General features: G+C 66.2%; 25 protein-coding genes. 11 read left to right on the forward strand and 14 right to left on the reverse strand.

Features of this window, described 5'->3' with window-relative positions; genetic code table 11:
* Positions 1-112 precede the first annotated feature (112 nt).
* Positions 113-400, forward strand: coding sequence for a hypothetical protein (locus BMX78_RS04455; protein WP_091416851.1), 288 nt, complete (start codon positions 113-115; stop codon positions 398-400).
* An 86-nt stretch (positions 401-486) separates the two neighbouring features.
* Here the strand turns inward: BMX78_RS04455 and BMX78_RS04460 are convergent, their stop codons facing one another.
* The 3 genes from BMX78_RS04460 to pta all read right to left on the reverse strand — a co-directional run bounded on the left by BMX78_RS04460 (position 487) and on the right by pta (position 3,557).
* Positions 487-918, reverse strand: a complete 432-nt coding sequence (locus BMX78_RS04460) for a hypothetical protein (protein ID WP_286138781.1) — start codon at positions 916-918, stop codon at positions 487-489.
* Positions 915-1,295, reverse strand: a complete 381-nt coding sequence (locus BMX78_RS04465; RefSeq protein ID WP_091416852.1) for a cupredoxin domain-containing protein — start codon at positions 1,293-1,295, stop codon at positions 915-917. The genes BMX78_RS04460 and BMX78_RS04465 overlap by 4 nt, the downstream gene beginning before the upstream one ends.
* Before the next feature lie 183 nt (positions 1,296-1,478).
* Positions 1,479-3,557, reverse strand: coding sequence for a phosphate acetyltransferase (gene pta, locus BMX78_RS04470; protein ID WP_091417141.1), 2,079 nt, complete (start codon positions 3,555-3,557; stop codon positions 1,479-1,481).
* Positions 3,558-3,861: 304 nt separating this feature from the next.
* Here pta and BMX78_RS04475 point away from each other — a divergent pair, with 304 nt between their 5' ends.
* The 5 genes from BMX78_RS04475 to BMX78_RS04495 all read left to right on the forward strand — a co-directional run bounded on the left by BMX78_RS04475 (position 3,862) and on the right by BMX78_RS04495 (position 8,030).
* On the forward strand, positions 3,862-4,323 hold the full coding sequence (locus BMX78_RS04475; protein WP_091416855.1) for a hotdog fold thioesterase: 462 nt from the start codon (positions 3,862-3,864) through the stop codon (positions 4,321-4,323).
* Positions 4,324-4,331: 8 nt separating this feature from the next.
* Positions 4,332-5,684: a phenylacetate--CoA ligase PaaK gene (paaK, locus tag BMX78_RS04480; protein ID WP_091416858.1), complete on the forward strand. Its 1,353-nt coding sequence runs from the start codon at positions 4,332-4,334 to the stop codon at positions 5,682-5,684.
* A gap of 60 nt (positions 5,685-5,744) precedes the next feature.
* Complete coding sequence (locus BMX78_RS04485) at positions 5,745-6,365, forward strand: TetR/AcrR family transcriptional regulator (RefSeq protein ID WP_091416861.1); 621 nt, start codon at positions 5,745-5,747, stop codon at positions 6,363-6,365.
* A gap of 207 nt (positions 6,366-6,572) precedes the next feature.
* Positions 6,573-7,712 carry a S1C family serine protease gene (locus tag BMX78_RS04490; protein ID WP_091416864.1) on the forward strand — a complete coding sequence of 380 codons (1,140 nt, stop codon included), beginning with the start codon at positions 6,573-6,575 and terminating at the stop codon, positions 7,710-7,712.
* A gap of 24 nt (positions 7,713-7,736) precedes the next feature.
* Complete coding sequence (locus BMX78_RS04495) at positions 7,737-8,030, forward strand: hypothetical protein (RefSeq protein ID WP_091416867.1); 294 nt, start codon at positions 7,737-7,739, stop codon at positions 8,028-8,030.
* A 65-nt stretch (positions 8,031-8,095) separates the two neighbouring features.
* Here BMX78_RS04495 and BMX78_RS04500 read toward each other — a convergent pair whose 3' ends face one another.
* Positions 8,096-8,503 carry a VOC family protein gene (locus BMX78_RS04500; RefSeq protein WP_091416870.1) on the reverse strand — a complete coding sequence of 136 codons (408 nt, stop codon included), beginning with the start codon at positions 8,501-8,503 and terminating at the stop codon, positions 8,096-8,098.
* 205 nt (positions 8,504-8,708) lie between these two features.
* Positions 8,709-10,820, reverse strand: a complete 2,112-nt coding sequence (gene paaZ, locus BMX78_RS04505; protein ID WP_091416872.1) for a phenylacetic acid degradation bifunctional protein PaaZ — start codon at positions 10,818-10,820, stop codon at positions 8,709-8,711.
* Between the two features lie 145 nt (positions 10,821-10,965).
* On the opposite strand from paaZ, the gene BMX78_RS04510 reads away from it, so the two are divergent.
* Entirely contained in the window at positions 10,966-11,415 is a 450-nt protein-coding gene (locus tag BMX78_RS04510; RefSeq protein ID WP_091416875.1) for a PaaI family thioesterase, read from the forward strand.
* A 51-nt stretch (positions 11,416-11,466) separates the two neighbouring features.
* On the opposite strand, the gene BMX78_RS04515 is transcribed toward BMX78_RS04510, so the two are convergent.
* Together BMX78_RS04515 and BMX78_RS04520 are read right to left on the reverse strand one after the other, a co-directional pair.
* A complete protein-coding gene (locus BMX78_RS04515; protein WP_286138782.1) occupies positions 11,467-14,043 on the reverse strand; it encodes a S1 family peptidase in 2,577 nt (858 codons plus the stop codon).
* The gene (locus BMX78_RS04520; RefSeq protein WP_502686267.1) at positions 14,040-14,747 is read right to left on the reverse strand and encodes a tyrosine-protein phosphatase; all 708 of its coding nucleotides are present in this window, start codon (positions 14,745-14,747) and stop codon (positions 14,040-14,042) included. The genes BMX78_RS04515 and BMX78_RS04520 overlap by 4 nt, the downstream gene beginning before the upstream one ends.
* A 152-nt stretch (positions 14,748-14,899) precedes the next feature.
* On the opposite strand from BMX78_RS04520, the gene BMX78_RS04525 reads away from it, so the two are divergent.
* Complete coding sequence (locus tag BMX78_RS04525) at positions 14,900-15,841, forward strand: SGNH/GDSL hydrolase family protein (RefSeq protein ID WP_091416884.1); 942 nt, start codon at positions 14,900-14,902, stop codon at positions 15,839-15,841.
* 62 nt (positions 15,842-15,903) lie between these two features.
* Here BMX78_RS04525 and BMX78_RS04530 read toward each other — a convergent pair whose 3' ends face one another.
* A complete protein-coding gene (locus BMX78_RS04530) occupies positions 15,904-16,512 on the reverse strand; it encodes a GNAT family N-acetyltransferase (protein ID WP_091416887.1) in 609 nt (202 codons plus the stop codon).
* Positions 16,513-16,588: 76 nt separating this feature from the next.
* Here BMX78_RS04530 and BMX78_RS04535 point away from each other — a divergent pair, with 76 nt between their 5' ends.
* Positions 16,589-16,822 (forward strand): DUF6480 family protein, encoded by a 234-nt coding sequence (locus BMX78_RS04535; protein WP_091416890.1) that lies wholly within the window; start codon positions 16,589-16,591, stop codon positions 16,820-16,822.
* Positions 16,823-16,831: 9 nt separating this feature from the next.
* Here the strand turns inward: BMX78_RS04535 and BMX78_RS04540 are convergent, their stop codons facing one another.
* The 5 genes from BMX78_RS04540 to BMX78_RS04560 form a co-directional block, all read right to left on the reverse strand.
* Complete coding sequence (locus tag BMX78_RS04540) at positions 16,832-17,704, reverse strand: 3-hydroxyacyl-CoA dehydrogenase family protein (protein ID WP_091416891.1); 873 nt, start codon at positions 17,702-17,704, stop codon at positions 16,832-16,834.
* Positions 17,701-18,516 carry an enoyl-CoA hydratase/isomerase family protein gene (locus tag BMX78_RS04545; protein ID WP_091416893.1) on the reverse strand — a complete coding sequence of 272 codons (816 nt, stop codon included), beginning with the start codon at positions 18,514-18,516 and terminating at the stop codon, positions 17,701-17,703. The genes BMX78_RS04540 and BMX78_RS04545 overlap by 4 nt, the downstream gene beginning before the upstream one ends.
* Positions 18,516-19,742, reverse strand: a complete 1,227-nt coding sequence (locus BMX78_RS04550) for a thiolase family protein (protein WP_091416897.1) — start codon at positions 19,740-19,742, stop codon at positions 18,516-18,518. The genes BMX78_RS04545 and BMX78_RS04550 overlap by 1 nt, the downstream gene beginning before the upstream one ends.
* A gap of 182 nt (positions 19,743-19,924) precedes the next feature.
* Complete coding sequence (locus tag BMX78_RS04555; protein ID WP_255470823.1) at positions 19,925-20,536, reverse strand: pentapeptide repeat-containing protein; 612 nt, start codon at positions 20,534-20,536, stop codon at positions 19,925-19,927.
* A gap of 77 nt (positions 20,537-20,613) precedes the next feature.
* Positions 20,614-21,075: an SRPBCC family protein gene (locus BMX78_RS04560; protein WP_091416902.1), complete on the reverse strand. Its 462-nt coding sequence runs from the start codon at positions 21,073-21,075 to the stop codon at positions 20,614-20,616.
* Between the two features lie 141 nt (positions 21,076-21,216).
* Here BMX78_RS04560 and BMX78_RS04565 point away from each other — a divergent pair, with 141 nt between their 5' ends.
* Positions 21,217-21,393 (forward strand): CsbD family protein, encoded by a 177-nt coding sequence (locus BMX78_RS04565; protein ID WP_050053911.1) that lies wholly within the window; start codon positions 21,217-21,219, stop codon positions 21,391-21,393.
* 129 nt (positions 21,394-21,522) lie between these two features.
* On the opposite strand, the gene BMX78_RS04570 is transcribed toward BMX78_RS04565, so the two are convergent.
* Positions 21,523-22,593 (reverse strand): DNA polymerase IV, encoded by a 1,071-nt coding sequence (locus BMX78_RS04570; RefSeq protein WP_502686268.1) that lies wholly within the window; start codon positions 22,591-22,593, stop codon positions 21,523-21,525.
* Positions 22,594-22,699: 106 nt separating this feature from the next.
* Between BMX78_RS04570 and BMX78_RS04575 the strand changes: the two genes are divergently transcribed.
* Positions 22,700-23,425 (forward strand): dienelactone hydrolase family protein, encoded by a 726-nt coding sequence (locus BMX78_RS04575; RefSeq protein WP_091416906.1) that lies wholly within the window; start codon positions 22,700-22,702, stop codon positions 23,423-23,425.
* Positions 23,426-23,473 lie beyond the last annotated feature (48 nt).

Consider the following 23,473-nt stretch of genomic DNA (forward strand, 5'->3'; position numbering starts at 1 on the left):
CAGTTCAACCCCACTATATGCGGGGCCCCTGACCGCGCGGTTTCCTTGCGGATGGGCGCGGCCTGTGCCTAGAGTCGGCGGACAGGCTGGACCACGGCGAGAGGACATTTTTATGACGAACGAGCCCACCCAGATCGACGGGAACGACCCCACCAACACGGGATCCAGCAGCACCGCGCCGCTGAACGCACAAGGGGGCTCCGGAACCAAGGATCCCACCGGCGTGGAGGGCGCGAACCCGGCCCTGGACGATACCGGCGGCCTCAAAGCAGCTGAGACGGGCGATGCTCCGGAAGCGCCGGAGAACACCGAGGGCCTCGACCTCACGCCACAGGGGCTCTCCGATGAACCCGCGAAGGAAGAGGACAGCGAGAGCCTGGCCAAGCCGGACAACAGCTAGGCAAGCAAAGGGCGACGCCGGCACCGGGGTGGGTGCCGGCGTCGCCCGTTGCTTGCCCTAAGCGGACCTCAGGTGCTTCCCGGACCTCAGGCGGGACGTCCGCGCGCAGGCCCCGGCGCTCCATGCACCCGCCGCCTGGAGGGAGCGCGGACAAGGCCAATGGCGGCCAACACGGCTCCCAGTCCTTCGGCCACGGCGCTGAGCGTCTTTTCGAAGAACCACACGGGTTCGTACATGGCAGGGAACGGACCAAAGGCCGGGATGTCGAAGTACCGGTAGAGCATCACGGCCGCGAAGGCGCTCAGCAAGACAGCCAGCGCCATGGCGTAGGCAACCTTGCTGCCCCGGATCAGGACGTAGACAGCCACCAGCACCGCCGCGGCTGATTCAAGCAGGAACAGGTTGCCCTGCCCGATGCCGCCGGGGTTGGCAGCCTGGTAGCCGGGGGCCAGCAGGATATGCACCCCGGCGTCGACGAACAGCGCCAAGGCTGTCAGCACCCTCATGGCCATGTTCATTTGACCGTCAGCGTTCCTTTCATGTTGGGGTGGTAGACGCAGAAGTATGAATAAGTTCCGGGCGTCGAGGGGGCCGTGAAGGTGCCCGTCGCACCGCTTCCGCGGACGTCGACGTCGAAGGCCTTGTCCTTTTCAGCGGTGACGGTATGCGGGGCGGAATCCATGTTGATGACCGCCACGACCGCGCCGGGCGCCACCGTAATCGGCCCGCCAAAGTTAAAGTCCTTGATGGTGATCGTGGCCGCTGCCGAGGCGGCAGCGGTGCTGGTTCCTCCCGGCGGCGCCGTGGTGTTTCCGCTTCCGCCGCTTGGGGCGCAGCCGCCCACCAGCAGCGCAGCCATCACTAGTACCGCGGCCCTGCGTCCAAGCCTTTTCATCCCGCACCGTCCTCGCTGCCGGAAACCACCGCAGGGAGCCCCCTGCCGTCCTCTTATTGTGCGCCTGCCTGCCAGGAATTGGCCCGTGAGTGCGGAAATTGGGGGCAGACCAGGGAACCTCCCCACACGCACCTTGACCTCGCAAGCCCGGCCCGGGAACCCCGCGGGCGTGGGCCCACGTTGCTAGGAAGCGGGCGCCTGCGCCTGGATGGCCGTGATGGCCACCGTGTTGACGATGTCCTCCACTGTGCAGCCGCGCGAGAGGTCGTTGACCGGCTTCCGCAGCCCCTGCAGGACCGGCCCGACGGCCACCGCCCCCGAGCTCTGCTGCACCGCCTTGTACGTGTTGTTGCCCGTGTTCAGGTCCGGGAAGATGAACACGCTGGCCTGCCCGGCAACTGTGGAGCCGGGCATTTTGGACTCGGCGATGGAGGCGTCCACGGCGGCGTCGTACTGGATGGGGCCTTCGACGGCGAGGTCCGGGCGGCGCATGCGCACCAGTTCGGTGGCCTGCCGCACCTCGTCCACGGCCTCGCCGGAACCCGAACCGCCCGTCGAGTAGGACAGCATGGCCACCCGCGGCTCCACCCCGAATTGGGCGGCGGTCTCGGCGGAGGCGAGCGCGATGTCGGCCAACTGCTCCACGTTGGGGTCCGGGTTCACCGCGCAGTCGCCGTATACCAGCACGCGGTCCGGCATCAGCATCAGGAACACCGAGGACACGATCTTCACGCCCTCCCGGGTTTTCACGAACTCCAGCGCCGGCCGGATGGTGTGCGCGGTGGTGTGGGCTGCCCCGGACACCATGCCGTCCACCACGCCGAGCTGGACCATCATGGTGCCGAAGTAGCTGACGTCCTGCATGATTTCCAGGGCTTTGGGCAGGTCCACGCCCTTGTGTGCCCGCAGCTCGGAGTACTTTTCGGCGAACTTCTGCCGGAGGTCCGAGGTGGCCGGGTCCACGATGTTGATCCCGGACAGGTCGATGCCGCGCGCTGCCGCGAGCTCCCGGACGTCCGATTCGGGGCCGAGCACTGTGAGGTCGCAGACGTCGCGCCGGTGCAGGATTTCGGCTGCGCGCAGGATCCGCACATCCGTCCCCTCGGGCAGGACCACATGGCGGCGCTGGGCCCGGGCCCGCTCGATGAGGTCGTGCAGGAAGCGCAGCGGGGTCATGCGTTCGGCCCGCGGGAGGTGCAGCCGTTCCACCAGCTCCGCCTCATCCACAGTGCGGGACCACAGTCCGAGGGCAGAAGCGACCTTGCGGCGGTGCCCGGACCAGATCTCGCTCCGGACCTCGGAGACACGGCGGGCGGTGGTGTACGTGTCATCGGTGGCGGCGAACACCGGGAACGGGGCCTGCGCCAGCAACGGATAGATGTTGGCGTCCGGTGCCAGGCCACCGGTCAGGATCAGTGCCGACGCCACCGGGAACTCCGGCGAGAAGGACGACGCCAGGCACGCCACCATCACGTCAGCCCGGTCCCCCGGCACAATCACCAGGGCGCCCTCGTCCAGGACATTCAGGAAGTTGCCCACGTTCATGGCGGCCACCTTGATGTCCCGCACGTCACGTTCCATGTCTGCCCGGCCGGCGATCTGCCGCACCCCCAGGGCAGCCGCCACCTCACCGGTGGTGGGCTGGGCGATCTCCTCCAGCTCCGGCAGGACATAGACGGGCCGCTTGGAAGCACCGGGTTTCACGGCGGCAGCGATAGCCTCGACGTCGTCCGGGTCGGCGCGGTTCACCATGATGGCCAGCAGGGCACACTTCTCCGCGGCGAGCTCCTTGCGGGCAACCTCGACGGCGGCCGCGGCCTCCGCCACGGTGCGGCCCTTCGCGCCCACCACCGCTACCACGGGGGCGGCGAGGTTGTTGGCCAGGCGGGCGTTCAGGTCGAATTCGACGGCGGCATCCTGGCCTGTGAGGTCGGTCCCCTCAATGATCACCACGTCGCAATGGCGGGACATCTCGGCGAAGATTTCCACGCACCGGGAGTCGATCTCCTCGCGCTTGCCTTCGGCCAGCAAGGACCGGACCTCCTCGTGCGTGAGGCCGCCGCGGCACCGCTCATCCTCCAGCTCGAACCGCGACTTCATCAGGGCCACCATGGGATCGTCCGCCGGATCAGGGCCGTGGACCACCGGTTTGAAGAAGCCGATCCTGTCGGCGTGGCGGTGCAGGGTGTCCGCCAGGCCCAGTGCCACGAGGGACTTGCCTGATCCGGGGGTGGTTGCGCTGACGTAGATGCTTGTGGCCATGGTCTGCCCTTTGCTGGTGTGGTGCTGCCGGTACTCCATCCTTGCATCTGCACCGGGACTCGCGGCAGCGTTTGCCCCGCCGGGAGGTGTGGTGAGGGGCACTGCAGTCCGCCGCCGTCGTGCCTTCCCGCCCGGTTGCTTTTCGGGCGCTTCCCCGGCGCGCCGCAGACGACGGCGTGTCCCGGCCTGGGAGGCCGCTCACGCGGGAGTAACCGGGCTGGAGCGCACGCCTGCCCTTGACACCGGACCCCCTCATGGGATTACCTAATGAACATTCGGTAAATAAAGCTGGAGGCAATGACGCATGGCTGAAACAACCCTTTCCGGGCCCCATCACCAGATCCTGGAGAACGATTACGCCTCCGAGTGGATGGGCATCGAGGTCCTCTCGCTGAGCGACGGGCACGCCACTATCCGGATGACCCTCCGGCAGGAAATGCTCAACGGTTTCGGCATGGCCCACGGCGGAATGATCTTCGCCTTCGGGGATACGGCGTTTGCGCTCGCGTGCAACCCGGCCGTCCCGGCGCCCGGGGAGGAAAACAACATCACCGTGGCCTCCGGCGTGGACATCAACTTCCTCAAGTCCGCCTACCGCGGCCAGGTGGTCACCGCCGTCGCCGACCGCCGCTCCAGCGCCGGCCGCAGCGGGCTGTACGACATCCAGATCTTTGCTGCCGACCCCGGCGCCGAACCCGATCCCGAAAAGCCGGGTGAGCTCATCGCAGAGTTCCGCGGCCGCAGCCGGACCATCCCCAAGAAGTAGGAAACCCAATGACCCTCCACGCCCCCGAAACTCCGGCCGCCACCGCAACAGATGCAACACTGGACCGTGAGGAAACCATGTCCCGCGACGAGCTTGAAGCCCTCCAGCTCAGCCGCCTGCAGCACACAGTGGCCTACGCCTACGACCGCGTTCCCCTGTACAAGCGCAAGTTCGACGACGCCGGCGTCCACCCCAGCGACCTGCGCGAACTCAGCGACCTGGGCAACTTTCCGTTCACCACCAAGGACGATCTCCGCGCCGAATACCCCTTCGGCATGTTCGCGGTTCCACAGAGCGAAGTAGCCCGCATCCACGCCAGCTCGGGCACCACCGGCCGGCCCACCGTCGTCGGCTACACCAAGCAGGACCTGGCGGACTGGGCCAAACTGGTGGCGCGCAGCTTCCGCGCCTCCGGCATCCGCCCCGGCATGAAGGTCCACAACGCCTACGGCTACGGCCTGTTCACGGGGGGCCTTGGCGCCCACGCCGGCGCCGAAGCGCTGGGCTGCACCGTCATCCCGATGTCCGGCGGCCAGACCGAACGCCAGATCCAGCTGATCCAGGACTTCAAGCCGGACGCCATCCTGGCCACCCCCACCTACCTGCTGACCATCGCAGACGCCATGGCCCACATGGGAATCGACCCCACCTCCACCTCCCTGAAGTTCGCGGTCCTGGGCGCCGAGCCGTGGACCCAGGAGATGCGGCACGAGCTTGAAGTCACCATGAACATCAAGGCCTGCGACATCTACGGCCTTTCCGAGGTGATGGGCCCCGGGGTCGCCGGCGAAGCCGTGGAAACCCAGGACGGCAGCCACATCTGGGAGGACCACTTCCGCCCCGAAATCATCGACGCCTTCAACCCCGTGGTGGGCAAGGAAAACGTCCTGCGCGACGGCGAACACGGCGAACTCGTGTTCACCTCGCTTACCAAGGAAGCCCTGCCGATCATCCGCTACCGCACCAAGGACCTCACCCGGCTCCTGCCCGGCACCGCCCGCCCTGCTCACCGGCGGATGGGCCGCATCACCGGCCGCAGCGACGACATGATCATCCTGCGCGGCGTGAACCTCTTCCCGTCCCAGATCGAGGAAATCGCGCTCCGGATCCCCGAGCTCAGCCCGCACTTCCAGCTCGAACTCACCCGCCCCGAGGGCCAGCGGATGGACCAGCTGACGGTCCGGATCGAACGGCGGGATGCCGTCACCGCCGAGCAGAGCACGACGGCGGCACGCACCTTGAAGGAGCAGATCAAGATCCACGTGGGTTCTTCGTGCACGGTGGATGTTGTGGAGCCGGGCTCGCTTGAGCGGTCCAACGGCAAGCTGCGCCGGATCTATGACCTGCGGCCGAAGGGATAGTCAGGCCGCGTCCTACGCATCTGCACTGACCGACCGACCGTTCATGAGAAACTAGCCACTATGCCCAGCACCACTGACACAGCCAGCACCGCCGGCACCAAGCGCGGCCGCCCCGGATACGACCAGCAATCGGTGCTGCGCATCGCCGTGGATGTCTTCAACCGCCATGGATATGACGCGACGTCCATGGGCATCCTGGCCGACAACCTGGGCATCTCGAAGTCGGCGATCTACCACCACGTGCCGTCCAAGGGCGACCTGCTCAAGCTCGCCCTGGACCATGCGCTGGGCGGACTCGAGGCCATCCTGGAGGAGCCGCAGGCCACGTCCGGCGCAGCAGATGCCCGGCTCGAGTTTGTGCTGAGGCAGACCGTGGCCGTGCTGGTGGAGCGGCTGCCGTTCGTCACCCTGCTCCTGCGCCTGCGCGGAAACACCGAGATTGAACGCGACGCCCTGGAACGGCGCCGCACCTTCGACCACAAGGTGGCCGGACTGATCTCCGCTGCCCGGGATGAAGGGTCGCTGCGCCAGGACATCGACCCCCGGACCGTCACCCGGCTCCTTTTCGGCATGATCAACTCAATCGTGGAATGGTACAAGCCGGGCGGCTCCCTCTCCCCGAAACGGCTTGCCGACGACGTCATCACCATGGCCTTCGACGGCCTCCACTCCCAGCCCTAGCCTCCCCCAACTGAGTAGCGCTAAGTGTCGTTTTGACGGTTCATAACGACACTTAGCGCTACTCAGTTGGGCTGGCCGCTCCCGTTGCGACCGCCCCGCAGATCCGCTCTGGAACTCCCTGCCCATCCGGATACTAAGTGTGCTTGGTATTTCTGCAGTTGCCCGGCTACGGTGGTAGGACAGCGAGCATCCGCAGGAGGTAAGTCCATGAGCATCAGCACCAGCCAGGGATTATGCCGTTCCGCGCGCTTTGGCGCGGTTGCCGGAGGTGTGGTGCTGGCAGCCTCCCTGACCCTGACGGGCTGCACATCCCAGGCTCCCCCTGCCCCGACCGAAACGTCCGGAGCCAGTACGTCGGGTGCCAGCACCTCGCCGTCGGCCGGGACCTCCCCTGGTACCAGCGGTTCAGCCAGCGCCTCCCCCGGCGGCCCGGCGCCGGCTCCTGATGCTTCCGGCGGCCTCCCCGAACTGGTTGAGAACCTGGCCCCCTCGGTGGTGACCATCTTCACCGAAGGCGGCCTTGGCAGCGGCGTGGTGTACTCGGAGGACGGACTCATCCTCACCAATGAGCACGTGGTCAGGGGTAACACCAAGGTGGAAGTCGGGTTCGCGGATGGCCAGCGGGTAGAGGGGACAGTGAGGGCCACCGACGCCGTCACCGACCTTGCGCTGGTGCAGGCGGACCGCAAGGGCTTGCCCAAGCCCACCTACCAGAGCACGCTGCCCAAGGTAGGCGAAGGCGCCCTGGTACTCGGTTCCCCGCTGGGCTTCGAGAACACGGCGACGGCAGGGATCATCTCAGGCCTGCACCGATCCATTCCTGGTTCAGCCTCCAACAGCCTGTCCCTGGTGGACCTGATCCAGACGGACGCCCCTATCAGCCCCGGCAACTCCGGCGGTGCTGTAATAAACATGCGCGGCGAAATCATTGGCATCAGCGAGGCATATATCCCGCCGTCCGCCGGAGCCGTCTCCCTGGGCTTCGCCATCCCGGCAGCCACCGCCGTGCAGGTGGCCGAAGAACTGCTGGCCGACGGCACAGCCGAACACGCCTACCTCGGCCTGACCCCAGGCGAACTGACGCCGCAGATCGCCGATCAGCTGGGCATCGAGGCGAGCGGCGGCGTCGTGGTTCTGGCCGTTGACGAGGACGGCCCGGCGGGACGGGCAGGAATCCGCCCCGGTGACGTCCTGGAATCCATGGAGGGAGTGGAGCTGAATGCCCCGGAGAAGCTCCTGGCGGAACTGCGCAACCGCAACCCCGGCGACACCGTAAGTTTCAAGGTCAAGCGTGGAGACCAGAGCCTGGACCTCAAAGCAGACCTGATCGACCGGCCCACCCAGTAGTACAACCGAGAGGAAGGTAGCACCATGAGCCACCCCAAGGAAGAACCGGATGCAGGATTCATCGTCCCGGACCCGTCAAAAGTCCGCGAGGACGTTCCCGGCGACGCCGCGGACGAGGCCAACGCCATCCGATTCAGTGAGGAGCAAGCACTGATCGAGGAACAGGCCAACGGCATCCGCCCGGATACCTACAGCGTTCCCTCCGGCGGCCCCACCATGGACGAGGCCCGCGGCAACATGGACCTGTCAGACCAGACCGGGGCAGCGCCGTCGGACGACAGCAGCGACGACGGCCTGCACAGCGGCGCCGAAGCCTGACCCCTGCATAACGACGGCAGGCGCGTCCCGGTTAAGGGGACGCGCCTGCCGCTTTCAGTGGATCTTTAAAGTTCGTATTCGGCCTGTACTCCGAGCGACTCGTGAACACAGAGGATGTTGCGCTCGGTGTCCATAAACCATGCGCACTTCTCCGAGTTCGTGGTGCAGATGTGGTTTTCGGTTCGAAGGTCCGGCAGGTCGTAATCCTGGAACTGCACTCCTCTGGCTTCCATGTCACGGACCGTGCGTTCGATGTCCGTGACCTCAAAGCTCAGCGCAGTGTGATCGGAATGTTTGCCATCCGAGACGGGCATCAGCTGCAGCATCGGGCCGCCGTTGGTGCCGAGGAGTTCGCTTCCGTCGTCTGTCATGCCACGGTGCGGGAGTCCGAGTTTTTCCGTGTAAAACCGGCGGGCGCGCTGTGGATCATCGACTGGCAGGACGGTTGTGACTGTGTTCAATCTAAGGCTCATCTAGCCACCTCCTACGGGGAGAATTTTACGCCCGAGGCGCCCGAAAAGCGCCGTCCTAAACGCCCCATCACCTCCTGCTCGAAAACCCCAAACGCCCCATCACCTCCCGCAACAAGACCCCAAACGCCCCATCACCTCCCGGCGGAAGGTGATGGGGCGTTTCGAAAAAGCCTGCGGAAGGTGATGGGGCGTCGGGTGGGTTGGGCTACTTTTCGACCAGGGTGAGGACGTCGTAGGTGGCTACGATTTCGTCGTTCTGGTTGGTGAGGACTGCATCCCAGGCCACCTCGCCGTACTCGTCCGTTTCGCGCGGGGTGATCTTCTTGGCAGTGAGGGTCACGCGGATGGAGTCGCCCGCTGCCACCGGCGTGATGAAACGCAGGTTTTCCAGGCCATAGTTGGCCAGGACCGGGCCCGGCGCGGGCTCCACGAACAGTCCGGCGCCCCAGGCCAGCAGGAGGTAGCCGTGGGCCACAATGCCCGGGAAGAACGGGTTGGCTTCGGCGGCTTCGTGGTTGGTGTGGGCGTAGAACGTGTCGCCGGTGGAGTTGGCGAAGGCGGTGATGTCCTCCAGGGTGACCTGGCGCAGGTCGGAGCGGACGGCGTCGCCAATCTGCAGCGTCGCCAGTGACTTCCGGAACGGGTGCGTCCCCTCGGTTTCAACGGTGAAGTTGCGGTCCGCACCTGTGTGCCACACGCCCGTAACGGCCGTGAGCATGTTGGGCGAGCCCTGGATGGCGGTGCGCTGCATGTGGTGCATCACCGAGCGGATGCCGCCCAATTCCTCGCCGCCGCCGGCGCGGCCGGGGCCGCCGTGGACCAGGTGCGGCACAGGCGAACCGTGGCCCGTTGACGAACGGGCGTCCTCGCGGTTGAGCATCAGGACGCGGCCGTGGTGGGCGGCGATTCCGGTAACGAGTTCGCGGGCCACAGCAGGATCGTTGGTGCAGACCGAGGCCACCAGGGAGCCGCTGCCGCGGGCGGCGAGGCGGACGGCGTCGGGAATGTCCTTGTAGCCGATCACCGACGAAACCGGGCCGAATGCCTCCAGCGAGTGCACTTCCTCCGCCTCGGGGTTGTTCCAGTTCAGCAGGACGGGCGCCATAAACGCGCCGCCGTCACCTACCCCGATGGACCCGTCGGCAGCGGTGACCGACGGCGAATCGAGGGTTCCGTACGCGAGCTCACCGCCGGCGTCGAGCATGGACTGCACGGCCGCACGCACGTCCTTGAGCTGCTCCACGGAGGCGAGCGCACCCATGGTGACGCCGTCAGCGCGGGGGTCGCCGAGGACAACCCGTTCGGTGATGCGCTTTCCGATCGCCGCTGACACAGCGGGTACCAGCTCCTGGGGCACAATGGCGCGGCGGATGGCGGTGCACTTCTGCCCGGCCTTGGCCGTCATTTCGGTGACCACGGACTTGACGAAGGCGTCGAATTCCGGGGTGCCCTCCACCGCGTCGGGGCCGAGGATGGCGGCGTTCAGCGAGTCGGTTTCGGAGGTGAAGCGGACGCCGCCCTGAACCACATTCGGGTGGGACTTCAGGGACAGGGCGGTGGACGCGGAGCCGGTGAAGGCGACCAGGTCGCGGTAGTCCAGGACGTCCAGCAGCCCGCGGACGGAGCCGGAGATCAGCTGCAGCGACCCCTTGGGCAGGATGTTGGATTCCACGATCGCCTTGACAACGGCTGCTGCCACGTATCCCGTGGGGGTGGCGGGCTTGACGATGGTGGGGACGCCGGCGATGAAGGCGGGCGCGAACTTCTCGAGCATGCCCCAGACGGGGAAGTTGAAGGCGTTGATCTGGACGGCCACGCCCGGGATGCGGGTGTAGATGTGTTCGCCGGCGAAGGAGCCGTCCTTGGACAGCACCTCCATGGGCCCGTCCACTACCACCTGCGAGTTGGGCAGCTCGCGCCGGCCCTTGGAGCCGAAGGTGAAGAGGACGCCGATGCCGCCGTCGATGTCGATCATGGAGTCGACCTTGGTGGCGCCGGTCTGGGCCGAAAAGGTGTAGAAATGGTCGCGCCGGGCGTTCAGGTACTGCGCCAGCTCCTTGAGCTTAAGGGCACGCTGGTGGAAGGTCAGCCGGCCGAGTTCTGCCTGGCCGGTGCTGCGGCCGTACTCAACCACGGCGCCCAGGTCCAGCCCTTCGGTGCTCACCTTCGCCAGGATTTCCCCGGTGCTCGCGTCACGGACGGGGACAGCGGAACCGACGGAGCTGTCATCGGGCGTCCACCACCCGTCCATGATGAAGCTGGGCACTGTCTCCACGGTGTCGACCGTGGCCTGGGGAGCTGTGGCGGTGGTGGTCATCGTTGACGGGTCCTTCCAACAAGGGGGCTTACTGCGGCGGGCAATGATTACTGACCGTCCGTTCGGTAATATATTCACCATACATGACGTCCCGTGCTGCAGACTAGAAGGCCGGGACTGAAATGGCCACCCTTAAGGAGAACGTATGAGCGCCCCATCATCGAAGGATGCCGCAGAGACCCAGCCGGACGCGCACGAGCTGTGGAAGATTACCCTCGGCGAACTCGACGAGAAGATGGGTGTGAAGATCCTCGAGGAGTCGGTGGAGCGGGTGGTGGCCACCATGCCTGTGGAGGGAAACAGGCAATCCTTCGGGCTGCTGCACGGGGGCGCGTCCCTTGCCGTGGGTGAGGCCGTGGGGTCCTGGGCGGCGGTGATCCACGCGAGCACCATGGGCAAGACGGCGGTGGGCGTGGACGTTTCCGCCACCCACCACCGTTCCGCTCGGGAGGGGCAGGTGACCATCACCGCCACGCCCATTCACCTGGGCGGCACCCTGACCACGCACGAGGTGATCATCACCAACGAGGCCGGCCAGCGGCTCTGTACCCTGCGCATCACGAACCTGCTGATGAGGCGCCACAAAACCCACTGACCTATCAGGTATCGTCGCCATTCGGCCGCTTTGGCGACGATATCTGATGACTCATCCCCGGGTGCGTTGCTTCCTGCGACGGACCAGCACCATCAGCACGCCCCCAACCGCGATCGCCGCCGCTGCTGCCCCTGCGGCCGGGACCAGCGCATTGGCTCCGGTGAAGGCGAGATCGCTGTTGTTTCCAATTCCGCCGGAGGTATTGGCTAAGTCCGCCGGGTTGCTGGCGGTCGGGAGTACGACGGCGGCGGGCGGGCCTTGCGCCGGAGCCGGCGGTACCGGCGGGGCCGGGTCAGCCGGGGGCGGGTCCAGGACGAAGGATGCGGTAGCCGGTGCCGAGGACAGTCCATCGAGGGCCTGGGTTACGGAAACCGTGTGGGTTCCGGGGGCCAGTCCGTCAGGAAAGGGAACTTGCCAGGTTCCGCCCGCAACCAGCTCCAGCGGAACCAGGGCCGTTGCCGGCGACCGGGACCCCGCCGGGCCGCCCGATGTGGGGCTGCCAAGGGGCTTGCCATCGATCGACACTGTCACCTCTGCCCCCTCCGCACCGGCGCCGGAAATGGTTCGCGGCAGGTTGTCCTGGCGGAAATGCTGCCCGTCATTGATGCTTGCGATGACAGGACGCGGGGGCGTTACCTGGACTGTTGCCGTGGCAGCAGCGCTGTCGGCCGTTCCCGGCGAGGACAGCACGGCCTTGGCCGTTACACTGCCGAAAGCTGGCGTGCCTGCCACGCTGGCCGTCCAGTGCCCGTCCAGGCCTACTGTTCCGGAACCAGCCACATCGCCTGACACGGTGACCGTTGTACCCGGAGCGCCCGTTCCGGAAAACGAGGTCAACTCCGTCAGGGGCTGGCCTGCGGGAGCCGCGATGGTGGGGGCGGCCAGGGGAGCCGGCGCAACCTCTGCCGTCAGCGATGCGGCCTTGGAACGGCTGTGGCCATTAATCGTTTCAGCCTGGAAGGTCAACGAACCAGCAGGCCATGGAACGTTGAAGCTCCAGTTGCCGGCATTGTCCACCGGCACGTCAAAAGGGTCGTGGCCGGGCAGGGCAATGCGGACGGCGGTACCTGCCGCAGAGGCCGGCTCCGCGGGAATCCGTCCCGAAATTGCCTGCCCCGCCTGCACGGTTTCCCCAGGCGCGGGCGAGGTCAGCACAGGCTTGTTCAGGAAGACTTCCAGCTGGTACCCGGGCAGCACCTCGAGGGCGTCCTGCAGGGTGGCTGCCAGGGCGAAGTTCTGTGCGCCTCCGCTTTCCCCGGCGGAATGGATCCCCACTGCGAAGTTTCCGCTGATCCATGGGCCGCCCGAGTCGCCGCCAGCCGACTGCACGTCCAAGGACAGGAAGCCCCTGACAGCCCTGAGATCCTTTTGGTCGGCTGCATAGTTGTTCCCCTCAATGAGGTAAATCCCAACCTCGCTGATGGTGCCGCACGACCATCCGGTCCGCCAGCCGGAACGGCACACGTCCATGCCGATCACTGGGGCAGCCGCGCCGATGATTTTGACGTCCGGTCCAGGGGCAGCCTGGTCGTCCCACGTGGTAACTGCCGGCAGCGGGTCCAGGTCTGCGCGTAGGGCACCTATGACCGAGACGTCCGTTCCCACGTTCCCTGGGTCTGTGGCGTTATTGGGCTGCAATACGGGGGTGTTGCCCGGTCCGCCGAATTGGCTGAACTCGAAGTTGCCCAGCAACCCTGCCCGCGTTCCCTGGAACAACAAGTCAGCGGTTTTGGACGCGCCGTCCTCGCCACAGTGCCCAGCGGTCAGGACGGCAGGCCGGCCAGCCGGAGTGAATGCGGAGAAACCTGTTGAACAAATCCATCCGCTGTCCGCTGCATAGCCCACCCCACCCAAGACTTCGGCTTCCGGCTTCAAGGGGGCTCCCGGCGCCAGTTCCACGTTTGCGTACCTGGACACGAATTCCGACGGCGACATCTTCCCGGTGCCCGTTTCCGTCGCCGCAGAAGCCGTAGCGGCCGGCGCCGCGGTGCCTGCCGATTCCGGCGTGTTCACGCCCCCGGTCCTGATCACAAACTTGGAGCCAGTGCTGGCTACCGCCTGCAGGCCCATGATACCGACGTCGCGCACATAGGCCTGGAAAAGCTGCTCAGTGCTGGCGGCAAGTTCGGACCCGGGCGCCAAGGATGCGGGTGCTACTGATTCAGGCGCAGCTGCCGCCTCCAGTTCCAACGGAAGGTCAGGAGCGGCGGCCATGAGCCCGTGTAAGGCTGCCTGCAGTTCGACTCCGAAGCCCGTCACGATGATCCTGGAGTCTTTCACCCGGATCCCCGTGTAGCCAGGGACGGCGCGGAGCTTCGCAGCGGCTGCCTCTGCCCGGACGTTCAGCTCCCCCGCCGCGTCGAACTGCTCCGGGGTGACGCCGAGGTCGCGCTGGACTGCATCCGCGAGACCGGCTGCGGAAATGCCGCCGGAAGCGGCGGGCGTCGGGGACTCCGTGGCCGGGCTTGCTGCTGAGCTTGCAACGGGGCTGGTGGCCCCACTTGCCTTGTCATCACCCGCCGCCCATGCCGGAGCAGCCACGTAAGCGGAGGCAGCGAGCAGGCCAATAACGGCGCTTAGGGAGAGGGCACGGCGCAGTTTGTTCACGTTCAGGTCGTCCCGGTTCACCGCGACACCCCCGCTCCGCAGAGGGATAGAACGGCGTCAAGATCGGCGGAGGTGAGTCCGTTGCGCAGCAGGAAGTTGCGGGTGTCGAGGCCCCGCACAAACTCAACAACGGCGTCGCCTCGCTGCTCCAGCAAGGGGACCAGCTCGTGTTCCTCAACATAGCGCTCGCGGTCGTGCGGCGGACCGTGCGTGCGGTAGCGCTCGTTGATGCCACGGGCTGCCCGCCGGTAGCCTTCGGCGATGTCCTGGTCGGAGTCCCCCGCCAGATCCTGCACCATTCCGCTGCGGTCCCGGCCGGCGGCGCAGTGCAGCACCACGTCGCCACGGGCGGATGCAGCAGCGAGGGCTTTGAAGACGCCCGCCAGCTTTTCGGGGAAGATCCGGGCGTTGTCCGCATAGTAGGCGGGGTCGTTGAGGTATGGGCCGGCGAGTTGCGTAAAGCGGGGATCGCCGGGTTCTTCGGTGGGTGCCGAAACCACTGTGATACCGGACCAGGCGGACTCGGGCACCGGGGGATCAGTTTCGCGGCGCCGCGCCTCCGCAGCGTTACGGAGGTCGATCACGGTGCGGATGCCGCCGTCGTACGCCTGCCGCCAGCCCGCCGCCGTCAGCCATTCGCGCCGCCCCATGCGGTAAACACCGCCCGCGACATGCCACGCATTGACAGCACCATCCCAGCCCATGGACCCGTCCGCTCTCTTCATCCGGACAGCTAATCACAGGGGTTAGGTAGGGTGCACGTCACGTTGCGGGGAGTGTTGGGCAAATATGGGTACTCGTGGCCGGTGACGGGCGGCACGGGCAAGCGTACGGTGGCACATATCTGCCCGCCTCCCGCCGTCCAAAGGAGAACACCATGGAAAATAGAGCAGTACGACGGCGGCACTCGGCTTTCGCCGCCTTCCTCGCCACCCTCGTCATGGCACTTGGCTTCACAGCGGTCCCCGCTGACGCGGCGCCGCAAGAGCAGGTGGACTATGTGGCGCTGGGTGATTCATATACGGCCGGAACGGGGGCGGGACCTTTCACGTGGACGTTCCCCTGCATCCAAACGACGGGTGGGTATGTCGATATTGTGGACAGCCAACCACTGGTTAAGCTGGAAAAAAACGCGGCATGTCATGGGGCGCTGCTCAAAGCCTTTGCCGAGCCTGGCCATGTGCCAAGCGTGAAGGACCAGATTGTGGCTCTTAAGGCGGCGGGGTCCCTCTCATACAGCACGGAGTTGGTCAGCCTGACGGCCGGCGCCAACGACACGGGGGTTAATTCCACGCTTTTCATCTGCGGCACGTCGACCTCAGAGGCCTGCAAGGAGGCAGTCACTGCGTCCGTTCAGTCGCTGCCGTTGGTCGCCGCGGATCTCGTTCGGTCGTTTGGGGCAATCCGTCAGGCCGCTCCGAAGGCCAAGATCGCCGTACTTGGCTACCCGCGACTTTTCGATCCCGTTGGAGGGTACCCGGTGATCTCGCCGACGAACCAGACGCTGGTCAACCAAGGAACAGCACTGCTCAACGCCACCCTTGCTGCCTCCGTGGCAACAGCCAGAGCTCTGTATCATGCCGATGCACAGTACATTGACGTGACATCCCGCTTCAGCGGTCACGCCGTCAATAACGTCAATCAGTCCTGGCTTTGTTTCGAGCCGCTGGCTCCATGCATTCCAACCGTTCCCAACCCCGTTCCGGGTGGGGACCCGATCCCTGATCCGCGAAACTTCCACCCGAATGCTGCCGGACATCTTGCTTACGCATCGGCTCTGACCGAGGCAGTCAACCTAACCGCTCTGGCCCGCAGGTAACCCGCACCATCCTCAACCGCTCCTTGCGTAGCGAGGAAGCCTGACATTCGAGAGTGTGATCCCTACCCGCGCCGGGCCAGCCGGTATTCGAGCCCGGCGCGGACCATGGGCCATTCGTGTTCCAGGATGGAGAACACCACGGTGTCGCGGAGGATGCCGTCCCGGGTCCTTGAGTGGTTGCGGAGTACGCCGTCCTGCTTCGCGCCGAGCCGCGCGATGGCCTCCCGCGACTGATGGTTAAGCCAGTGCGTCCGGAACTCCACGGCGGGGCAGCCCAGCACCTCAAACGCGTGGCGCAGGAGCAGCAGCTTCGAGTCCGGATTCGTCCCGGTCCCCTGCACGGAAGCGGCATTCCACGTGGAGCCGATCTCCACGCGGGGAGTCCCGGCGTCGATATTCATGTACGTGGTCATGCCGACGATCCTGCCCGGACCGCCCGTTGCCGGATCGATCAGCCTGGTGGTGAACGGCACCATGGAGCCCTGCTCCTGGAGGGCGAGCCGCCGGTCAATTTCCGCCGCCATCTCGTCAGGAGCCGGCACCGAGGTATACCAGAGCCGCCACAGCTCACCGTCCGCAGCAGCCTCCACCAGTCCGTCGTGATGTTCCGCGGCCAGCGGCTCGAGGGTTACATACCGCCCGGTCAGGGTAAGGGGTTCTAGGAAAGTCACTGCACCAGCCTAAGGTCCAACCTCCGCAGCGCATTACGCGGGGAACGGACCCCGGCAACCGAACGAGGGAGAAGACGTGTCAGGACACAATCCGGATCCGGAAGAGGACAAGCTGACTGGCCTGGAGCCGGGAGGCGGCGTACCGCCGGGCGAGACGCCGCCCGGGGAAGCCTCCACCAGCACCACTCAGGGCCATGACGAGCACGGCACGAAGAAGGGCACACAGGTCGCCGTGATCGCTGCTATCGCGGTGGTGGTCCTGCTGGCGCTGCTCTACTTCGTGGGCTATATCGTCGGGTTTTTTGACTAGCCCGCGGCACTAGCTGGGCCAGTCAAAAAAGCCTTTCCCGGTTTTGCGCCCCAACTCGCCCCGCGCGACTTTGTCCTTGAGGATCTGCGGCGGGGCGAAGCGCTCCCCCAATGTGGAGTGGAGGTATTCCGCGATGCCCAGCCGGACGTCCAGCCCCACAATGTCCGTTGTTTTCAAGGGCCCTGTGGGGTGCTTGTAGCCCAGGACCATGGCGGCGTCGATATCCTCCGCCGACGCAACACCCTCCTCCACCATGCGCATTGCCTCCAAGGCTATGGCCACGCCCAGCCGTGAAGAGGCGAAGCCGGGAGCGTCATTGACGACGACGGCGGTCTTGCCGAGTGCCTCCACCCACCCTTTCGCCGCGGCAGCGAGTCCGGGAGACGTGCGCTTGCCGAGCACCACCTCGATAAGCGTGGACGCCGGAACCGGGTTGAAGAAATGCAGGCCCAGGAAATTTTCGGGCCGCTTCAGTTCGCCGGCCAGGCCGTCCACCGAGAGGGACGAGGTGTTTGACGCCAGGTACGCGTCGGCGGCGAGCCGCTCCTCGATCCCGCGCAGCGCCGTGACTTTCAGGTCCCAGTCTTCCGGCACCGCTTCGACCACCAGCTGCCGGTCCTTGAAGGCGTCGTAGTCCACGCCCACGGCCAGCCGGGACACTAGTTCGTCCAGGTTCACATCAACAGCGCCGCGCTCAATGCTCTTGGCCGCGGCAGACTCAACCCGTTCCCGGGCGGCCTCTGCAGATGGCTCGTCGCGCTCAACGACCAGCACGTCGGCGCCCTTGACGAGGAAGGCGTGGGCGATGCCGGCACCCATGCGGCCCCCGCCCAGGACACCAACCTGCGACGGCAGGCCAGGGGAAAGCTGTGGTGTGCTCATGAATTCTTCTCCCGGGTCTCGGTATCGGCACTCTTGGCGGCCTTCTTCTCAGCGTTTCTATCGAGGAACTTCTGCATCCGGTCAAACTTGGCCTCGGACTCAAAGAGGATGCCCTGGGCCAGCTGGTCTATGAGCGGATGCGCCTCGGCGGGTGCATGGAACACAGACTTGGTGATCCGCACCGCCAGCGGGTCCTGACGGCCGATCCGGTCCGCCAGGTCATGGGCCGCGTCCAGCAGTACTTCGGGCTCGTGGATCCCGGTAATGAGGTTCACCGCGAGGGCTTCGTCCGCGCCAAGGACCCGCCCCGCGAGGAGGATCTGCTTGGCAACGGGCTCCCCCACCAGTTCCTTGAGCCGCCAGCTAGCACCCGCAGCGGCGAGGATGCCCAGCCCGGTTTCGGGGTTGCCGATCCGGACGGCGGGAGTGCCGATCCGGAAGTCGGCAGCGTAGGCGAGCTCGGCCCCCCCGCCCAGGCAGTACCCGTCGAGGGCCGCAATAACAGGCATGGGCAGCTTGGCGATCCGGACGAATGTGGTCGAGTTGATCCCCTGCAGCGCATCGTCCCGGCGCCGCTCGCGCAGCTGGGCGATGTCCGCCCCTGAGGCAAACACTCCGTCCACCCCCGCGATGATCAGCACCTTCGGATTCTGCTCCAGGGCCGTGCACACCACGTGGAGTTCATCCACCATTTGCTGGTCGATCGCATTGCGCACCTCGGGCCGGTTGAGGAGCACCACCACACGGTCGGTGCGCTCCTCCACCAGCAGCGCATGGAACTTCTCCGCCGCCAGGTCCACAGCGGCCGCCATCAGACCTTCTCCAGCAGCATCGCCGTACCCTGGCCCACACCAATGCACATCGTGGCCAGTCCCACCTTGGCATCCTCCCGCTCCATCCGCCCCAGCAGCGTGATGGCAATCCTGGCCCCGCTGGAACCCAGCGGATGCCCCAACGCGATGGCGCCGCCGTCGAGGTTCACGATGTCCGGGTCCAGGCCGAGCCGGCGGATGCACGCCAGGGACTGCGTGGCAAAGGCTTCGTTAAGTTCGACGGCGTCAAGGTCACCTACGCTGAGGCCGCTCCGCTTCAGGATCTTCTGCGTGGCGGGCACGGGGCCAATGCCCATGATCTCCGGCTCGCAGCCGGCCGAGGCGCCGTCGATGATCCGGGCGCGCGGTGTCAGGCCCAGCCGTTCGATGGCAGCCTCGGAGGCGACGATGATCGCGGAGGCGCCGTCGTTGAGCGATGAGGAGTTGCCGGCCGTGACCACGCTACCGCCGTGAATGACCGGCTTCAGTCCGGCAAGCACGTCCAGGGTGGTGCCCTCGCGGGGGCCCTCATCCGTGTCCACAACATGCTCGGACTTCCGGGTCTTCACCGTGACCGGGACAATCTCGTCCTTGAACCGGCCGGCAGCGATGGCGTCGAGGGCGCGCTGGTGCGAGCGGACGGCGAAGGCGTCGGCGTCCTCACGCGAGATGTTGTCCACCCGCGCTACTTCCTCAGCGGTTTCCGGCATGGCGTAGGTCATTTTGCCGTCACGGGACAGCTCACCCTTGTGGAACCGGGGGTTGGTGAAGCGCCAGCCGATGGAGGTGTCGAAGATCTGGCCCGGCTTGGCGAAAGCTGCGGTGGGCTTCTCCTGGACCCACGGTGCCCGGCTCATGGACTCAACACCTCCGGCGATCACAATGTCCGCGGCGCCGGCCTTGATCATGTGGCTTGCCTGGATGATGGCGCTGAGGCCGGACGCGCAGAGCCGGTTGACGGTGATGCCCGGGATATGGAGGGGCAGCCCTGCGAGCAGGGTGGCCATCCGCGCCACGTTCCGGTTTTCCTCGCCGGCCCCGTTGGCGTTGCCCAGGATCACTTCGTCGATGCTGTCCGGATCCAGGCCCGCCCGGTTCACCGCTTCCCGGATCACCAGGGCCGCCAGGTCATCGGGGCGGATGGACGACAGCGCGCCGCCGTATTTGCCCACCGGCGTTCGGACCCCGCCAACAAGGAAAGCCTGTGGACCTGCGGTTGCAGCCATGGAAACACCCTTCACGCGATAAACAGCACTGTCATCTGCGGCCGGCAGCCCCCAACCAAGTAGCGCGAAGTGTCGTTTTGAGGGTCCAAAACGACAGTTGGCGCTACCCAGTTGGGTTCACTTACCGACCGTTCGTTCTGTAAATAGTACACGGCAGGTGTCTGAAGTGGATACCAGCGGTCCTAGATGACCGTGACGCCCAGATGCGCCGCGAGCAGGGGCGCCAACAGGCCCAGCTGGTATTCATCGACCACCACGCCGGCCAGGCTGCCGAGCCCGCTGATGCTCCGGAATTCGGTGCCGCGGAGATCGAAGTCCTTGAGCCTTGCCCCGCTGAGGTCCAGGGAACCGATGGTGCAGTTCTTCAACGCCACCCGGGTGCCTGCCGCAGAACCGAGGTCCAACTCGTTGATGATGCAGTCGGTGATCAGCACGTCCGTCAGCTTGGCGCCCCGCAGGTTGAGGAAGTCCAGCTTGCCGCCGTCGATCCGGACCGACTGCCAGCCGCTCTCGTACAGTTCCGCGGATCCCAGGCGTGGGTTCCGCAGCTCAACGTCCCGCCAGGTGGTCCGGGCTGCCCTAAAGACGGGCGCGTACAACTCACCCAGGATGCAGTCGCGAAAGGAGGAACCGCGCAGCTGGGTGTCGTTAAAGGAGACGCCCTGGAACTCGCACTCCGCAAAATCCGTGCCGCCCAGTTCCAGGCCGTCGGCCTCCACACGGCTGTACCGGCCGCCGTCGTGCCTTGCACCGCGCCGGAACCCCTCCCCGGGATCCTCGGTGAGGTCCGCCAACACAACAGGCGAAAGCCTGGGCGCAGTAACTTTTAACCCCGCTTTAGCAGCGCCGCCTCGACCGGCTGGGGCCGCCACTAGGAAAGCGATTCCGCTTTAGCCGCGATCTCCGTCAGGTCCTTGGTGAGGGCCTTCCTGGTGGCGGCCATGCCCATCCTGCCGAACAGCAGCATCATGATTTTGCTGGCGGCGGTGGGCTTGATGACCTCGGCGCCGAACGTGAGGGTGAGGTCGGTGCCGCCGTCACGCGGGGACAGGCTGAACCGGGTGGTGTAGTCCGCACCGCCCTGCTCGGCTTTGACGGTGGTGCTTCGGCCCGGCTCGGCTTCGGCCACCCACATCTCCACCGTTTCAGCCTTGCCGAACATCTTCCGGGTCTCCTTCCAGCGCGTCCCCTCGCTATATGGGCCATCGGTGAGGAGCTGGACGGAATCAACCCCGGAAAGGGTGGCCGCCGAGCCCGGGATGTCCGTAATAACGGACCAGACTTTTTCCGGTGGCGCCTGGATGTGCTGGGTGAGGCTCATGCTGTGGTCCATGCTTCGAGCCTAGCCGCGGGCCCAGACAATCAACAGGCGCCCCCACCGCCCGGAAAACGGAAGGCTTGAAATAGTAAGCAAGCTTCGTGTTAGTGTGAAAAGGCACTGTTTGATCAACGGAAACGAAAGGAGGCCACCACCATGGGCCTCGGAGACAAGATCAGTAACGCAGCAGAAGACCTCGGCGGCAAGGCCAAGGAAGCAACGGGCAATGCCACCGACAATGACCGTCTGAAGGCTGAAGGCCAGACCGACCAGGTCAAGGCTGACGCCAAGAAGGTCGGCGAAAGCGTCAAGGACGAGTTCAAGCGCGACTAGCCTCTTCCTGCGGCAGTCCGGCTCTACCGGGCCGGCTGTAACAGAGCGAAACGGCGGCGGATCCCCAGGGATCCGCCGCCGTTCTGTTTGTCCATGTCCAGGTACGGGGGAAGCCAACCGGCGGAACCATCACCATCCGCTGCGGGTAGGGGTATGCCCTTGCCGGGAGTCCTCAGGCATCGTCATTTCGGCCCGCAACCCCAGGAGCCGGATGGGGCGGTCCGGCTCGATTTTCGCCATAAGGTCGAGGGCCCGGGCGAGCACTTCCTCCGGAACTGAGGTCTCGGGAATCTTGCGGGCGTACGTCTTGGTGATGAACGGGGCGTAGCGGACCTTGAGCGTCAATCCGACTACCGGGCGCCCCTCGGCTGCGACGTCCTCCAGCACATGCGCCGCCAGTTCCCTGACTGCCTCCTCGATCTGCCCGGGTTCCGTGAGGTCCCGCTGGAACGTGGTTTCCCGGCTGTGCCCGCGCGCCACCCAGGGCGTGTCATCCACCGTCCGCGAACCGTCGCCCCGCCCAAGCTGGGCGTACCAGGGTCCCATCCTCGGTCCGAACTCGGGGACCAGGTCATCGGGGTTGGACGCCGCAAGCTGGGCGACGGTCTTGATGCCGAGCGTGGCAAGGCGGCGCGACACCTTCGTTCCCACGCCCCACAGGTCGATGGTGGGCCGGCTCCCCATAACCTCGAGCCAGTTCTCGCCGGTAAGCCGGAACACGCCTGCAGGCTTGCCGAACGTCGTCGCCACCTTGGCCCGGACCAGCGTGTCACCGATGCCCACGCTGCAGTGCAGCCGGGTCTCTTCTAGGACGGCACGCTGCATCTGCCGGGCATAGGCCTCGGGATCCTCGGCCTGCACCCCCACAAACGCTTCATCCCAGCCCAGCACCTGGACTGTGGCGCCGGGTTGCGCGCGAAGCACCGCCATAACCTTGTCCGATGCTTCCAGGTAGGCCTCATGGTCCACGGGCAGGATCATGGCGTCGGGCACTTTCCGGGCGGCGATGCGCAGCGGCATCCCCGAGCCCACCCCATACGCCCTGGCCTCGTACGAGGCCGTGGATACTACCGCTCGTTCGGTGGGATCGCCGCGGCCGCCAACAATCAACGGTTTGCCCGCGAGCTCGGGCCGGCGCAGCACCTCGACGGCCGCGATGAACTGGTCAAGGTCCACATGCAGCACCCATGGTTCACTCACAAGCCCCAGTCTGCCCCGGCCGCGCACGCGGCACCACTGCCACGCCGCCCGCCAGGTGGAAACGCCGACGGCGGGACTCCCCTCCCAGACGCGGTTAGCCTTAGCCATGACCTACGCAGACCTGAGCGCCGAGAGCACCGCGGCCGGCGGCTCCCCCTCCCTGGGCGGCTACCTTGCCACACCGCCCGGCCCCGGCCCGTTTCCCGGCGTCGTAATGATCCACGAAGCGTTCGGGCTGAACGACATGACCCGGCGGCATGCGGACCGGCTGGCCAGTGCGGGTTACCTGACCCTCGCGCTGGACCTGTTCAGCGAGGGCGGCGCGCGTTGCTGCCTGGTCAGCACTATGCGGAGCATGCTCAAGGGCAACGGGCGCCCCTTTACGGACCTCGCCACAGCCCGGACATGGCTGGCCAAAGCGCCGCAGTCCAACGGAAAGACCGGCGTCATCGGCTTCTGCATGGGTGGCGGCTTCGCACTGCTCGTAGCCCGCGACGGCTTTGACGCCGCCTCGGTCAACTATGGCCGGCTGCCCGGAGACCTGGAGGACGCACTCCGCGGCGCCTGCCCCATCGTGGCCAACTACGGCGGCAGGGACACTACGCTCAAAGGTGCCGCCCGCAAGCTCGAGGAAGCCCTCACCAGCCTCGGGATCGAGCACAACGTCAAGGAATTTCCCACTGCCGGCCACTCCTTCCTCAACGACGCCGACCTTGGCCCTGCCGTACTCCGGCCACTGATGCGGGTCATGGGAATCGGCCCGGACCCCGAGTCCGCCCCCGAAGCCTGGCAGCGGATCGAGGAGCACTTCTCCCGCTACCTGAAGAACTGAGGCGCAGCGAACAGTCCAGCCCGGTTTTTAGCGGCAAAACCGGGCGGG

Origin of the sequence: Arthrobacter sp. OV608 (assembly GCA_900110595.1) — a bacterium.
Taxonomy (GTDB): domain Bacteria; phylum Actinomycetota; class Actinomycetes; order Actinomycetales; family Micrococcaceae; genus Arthrobacter.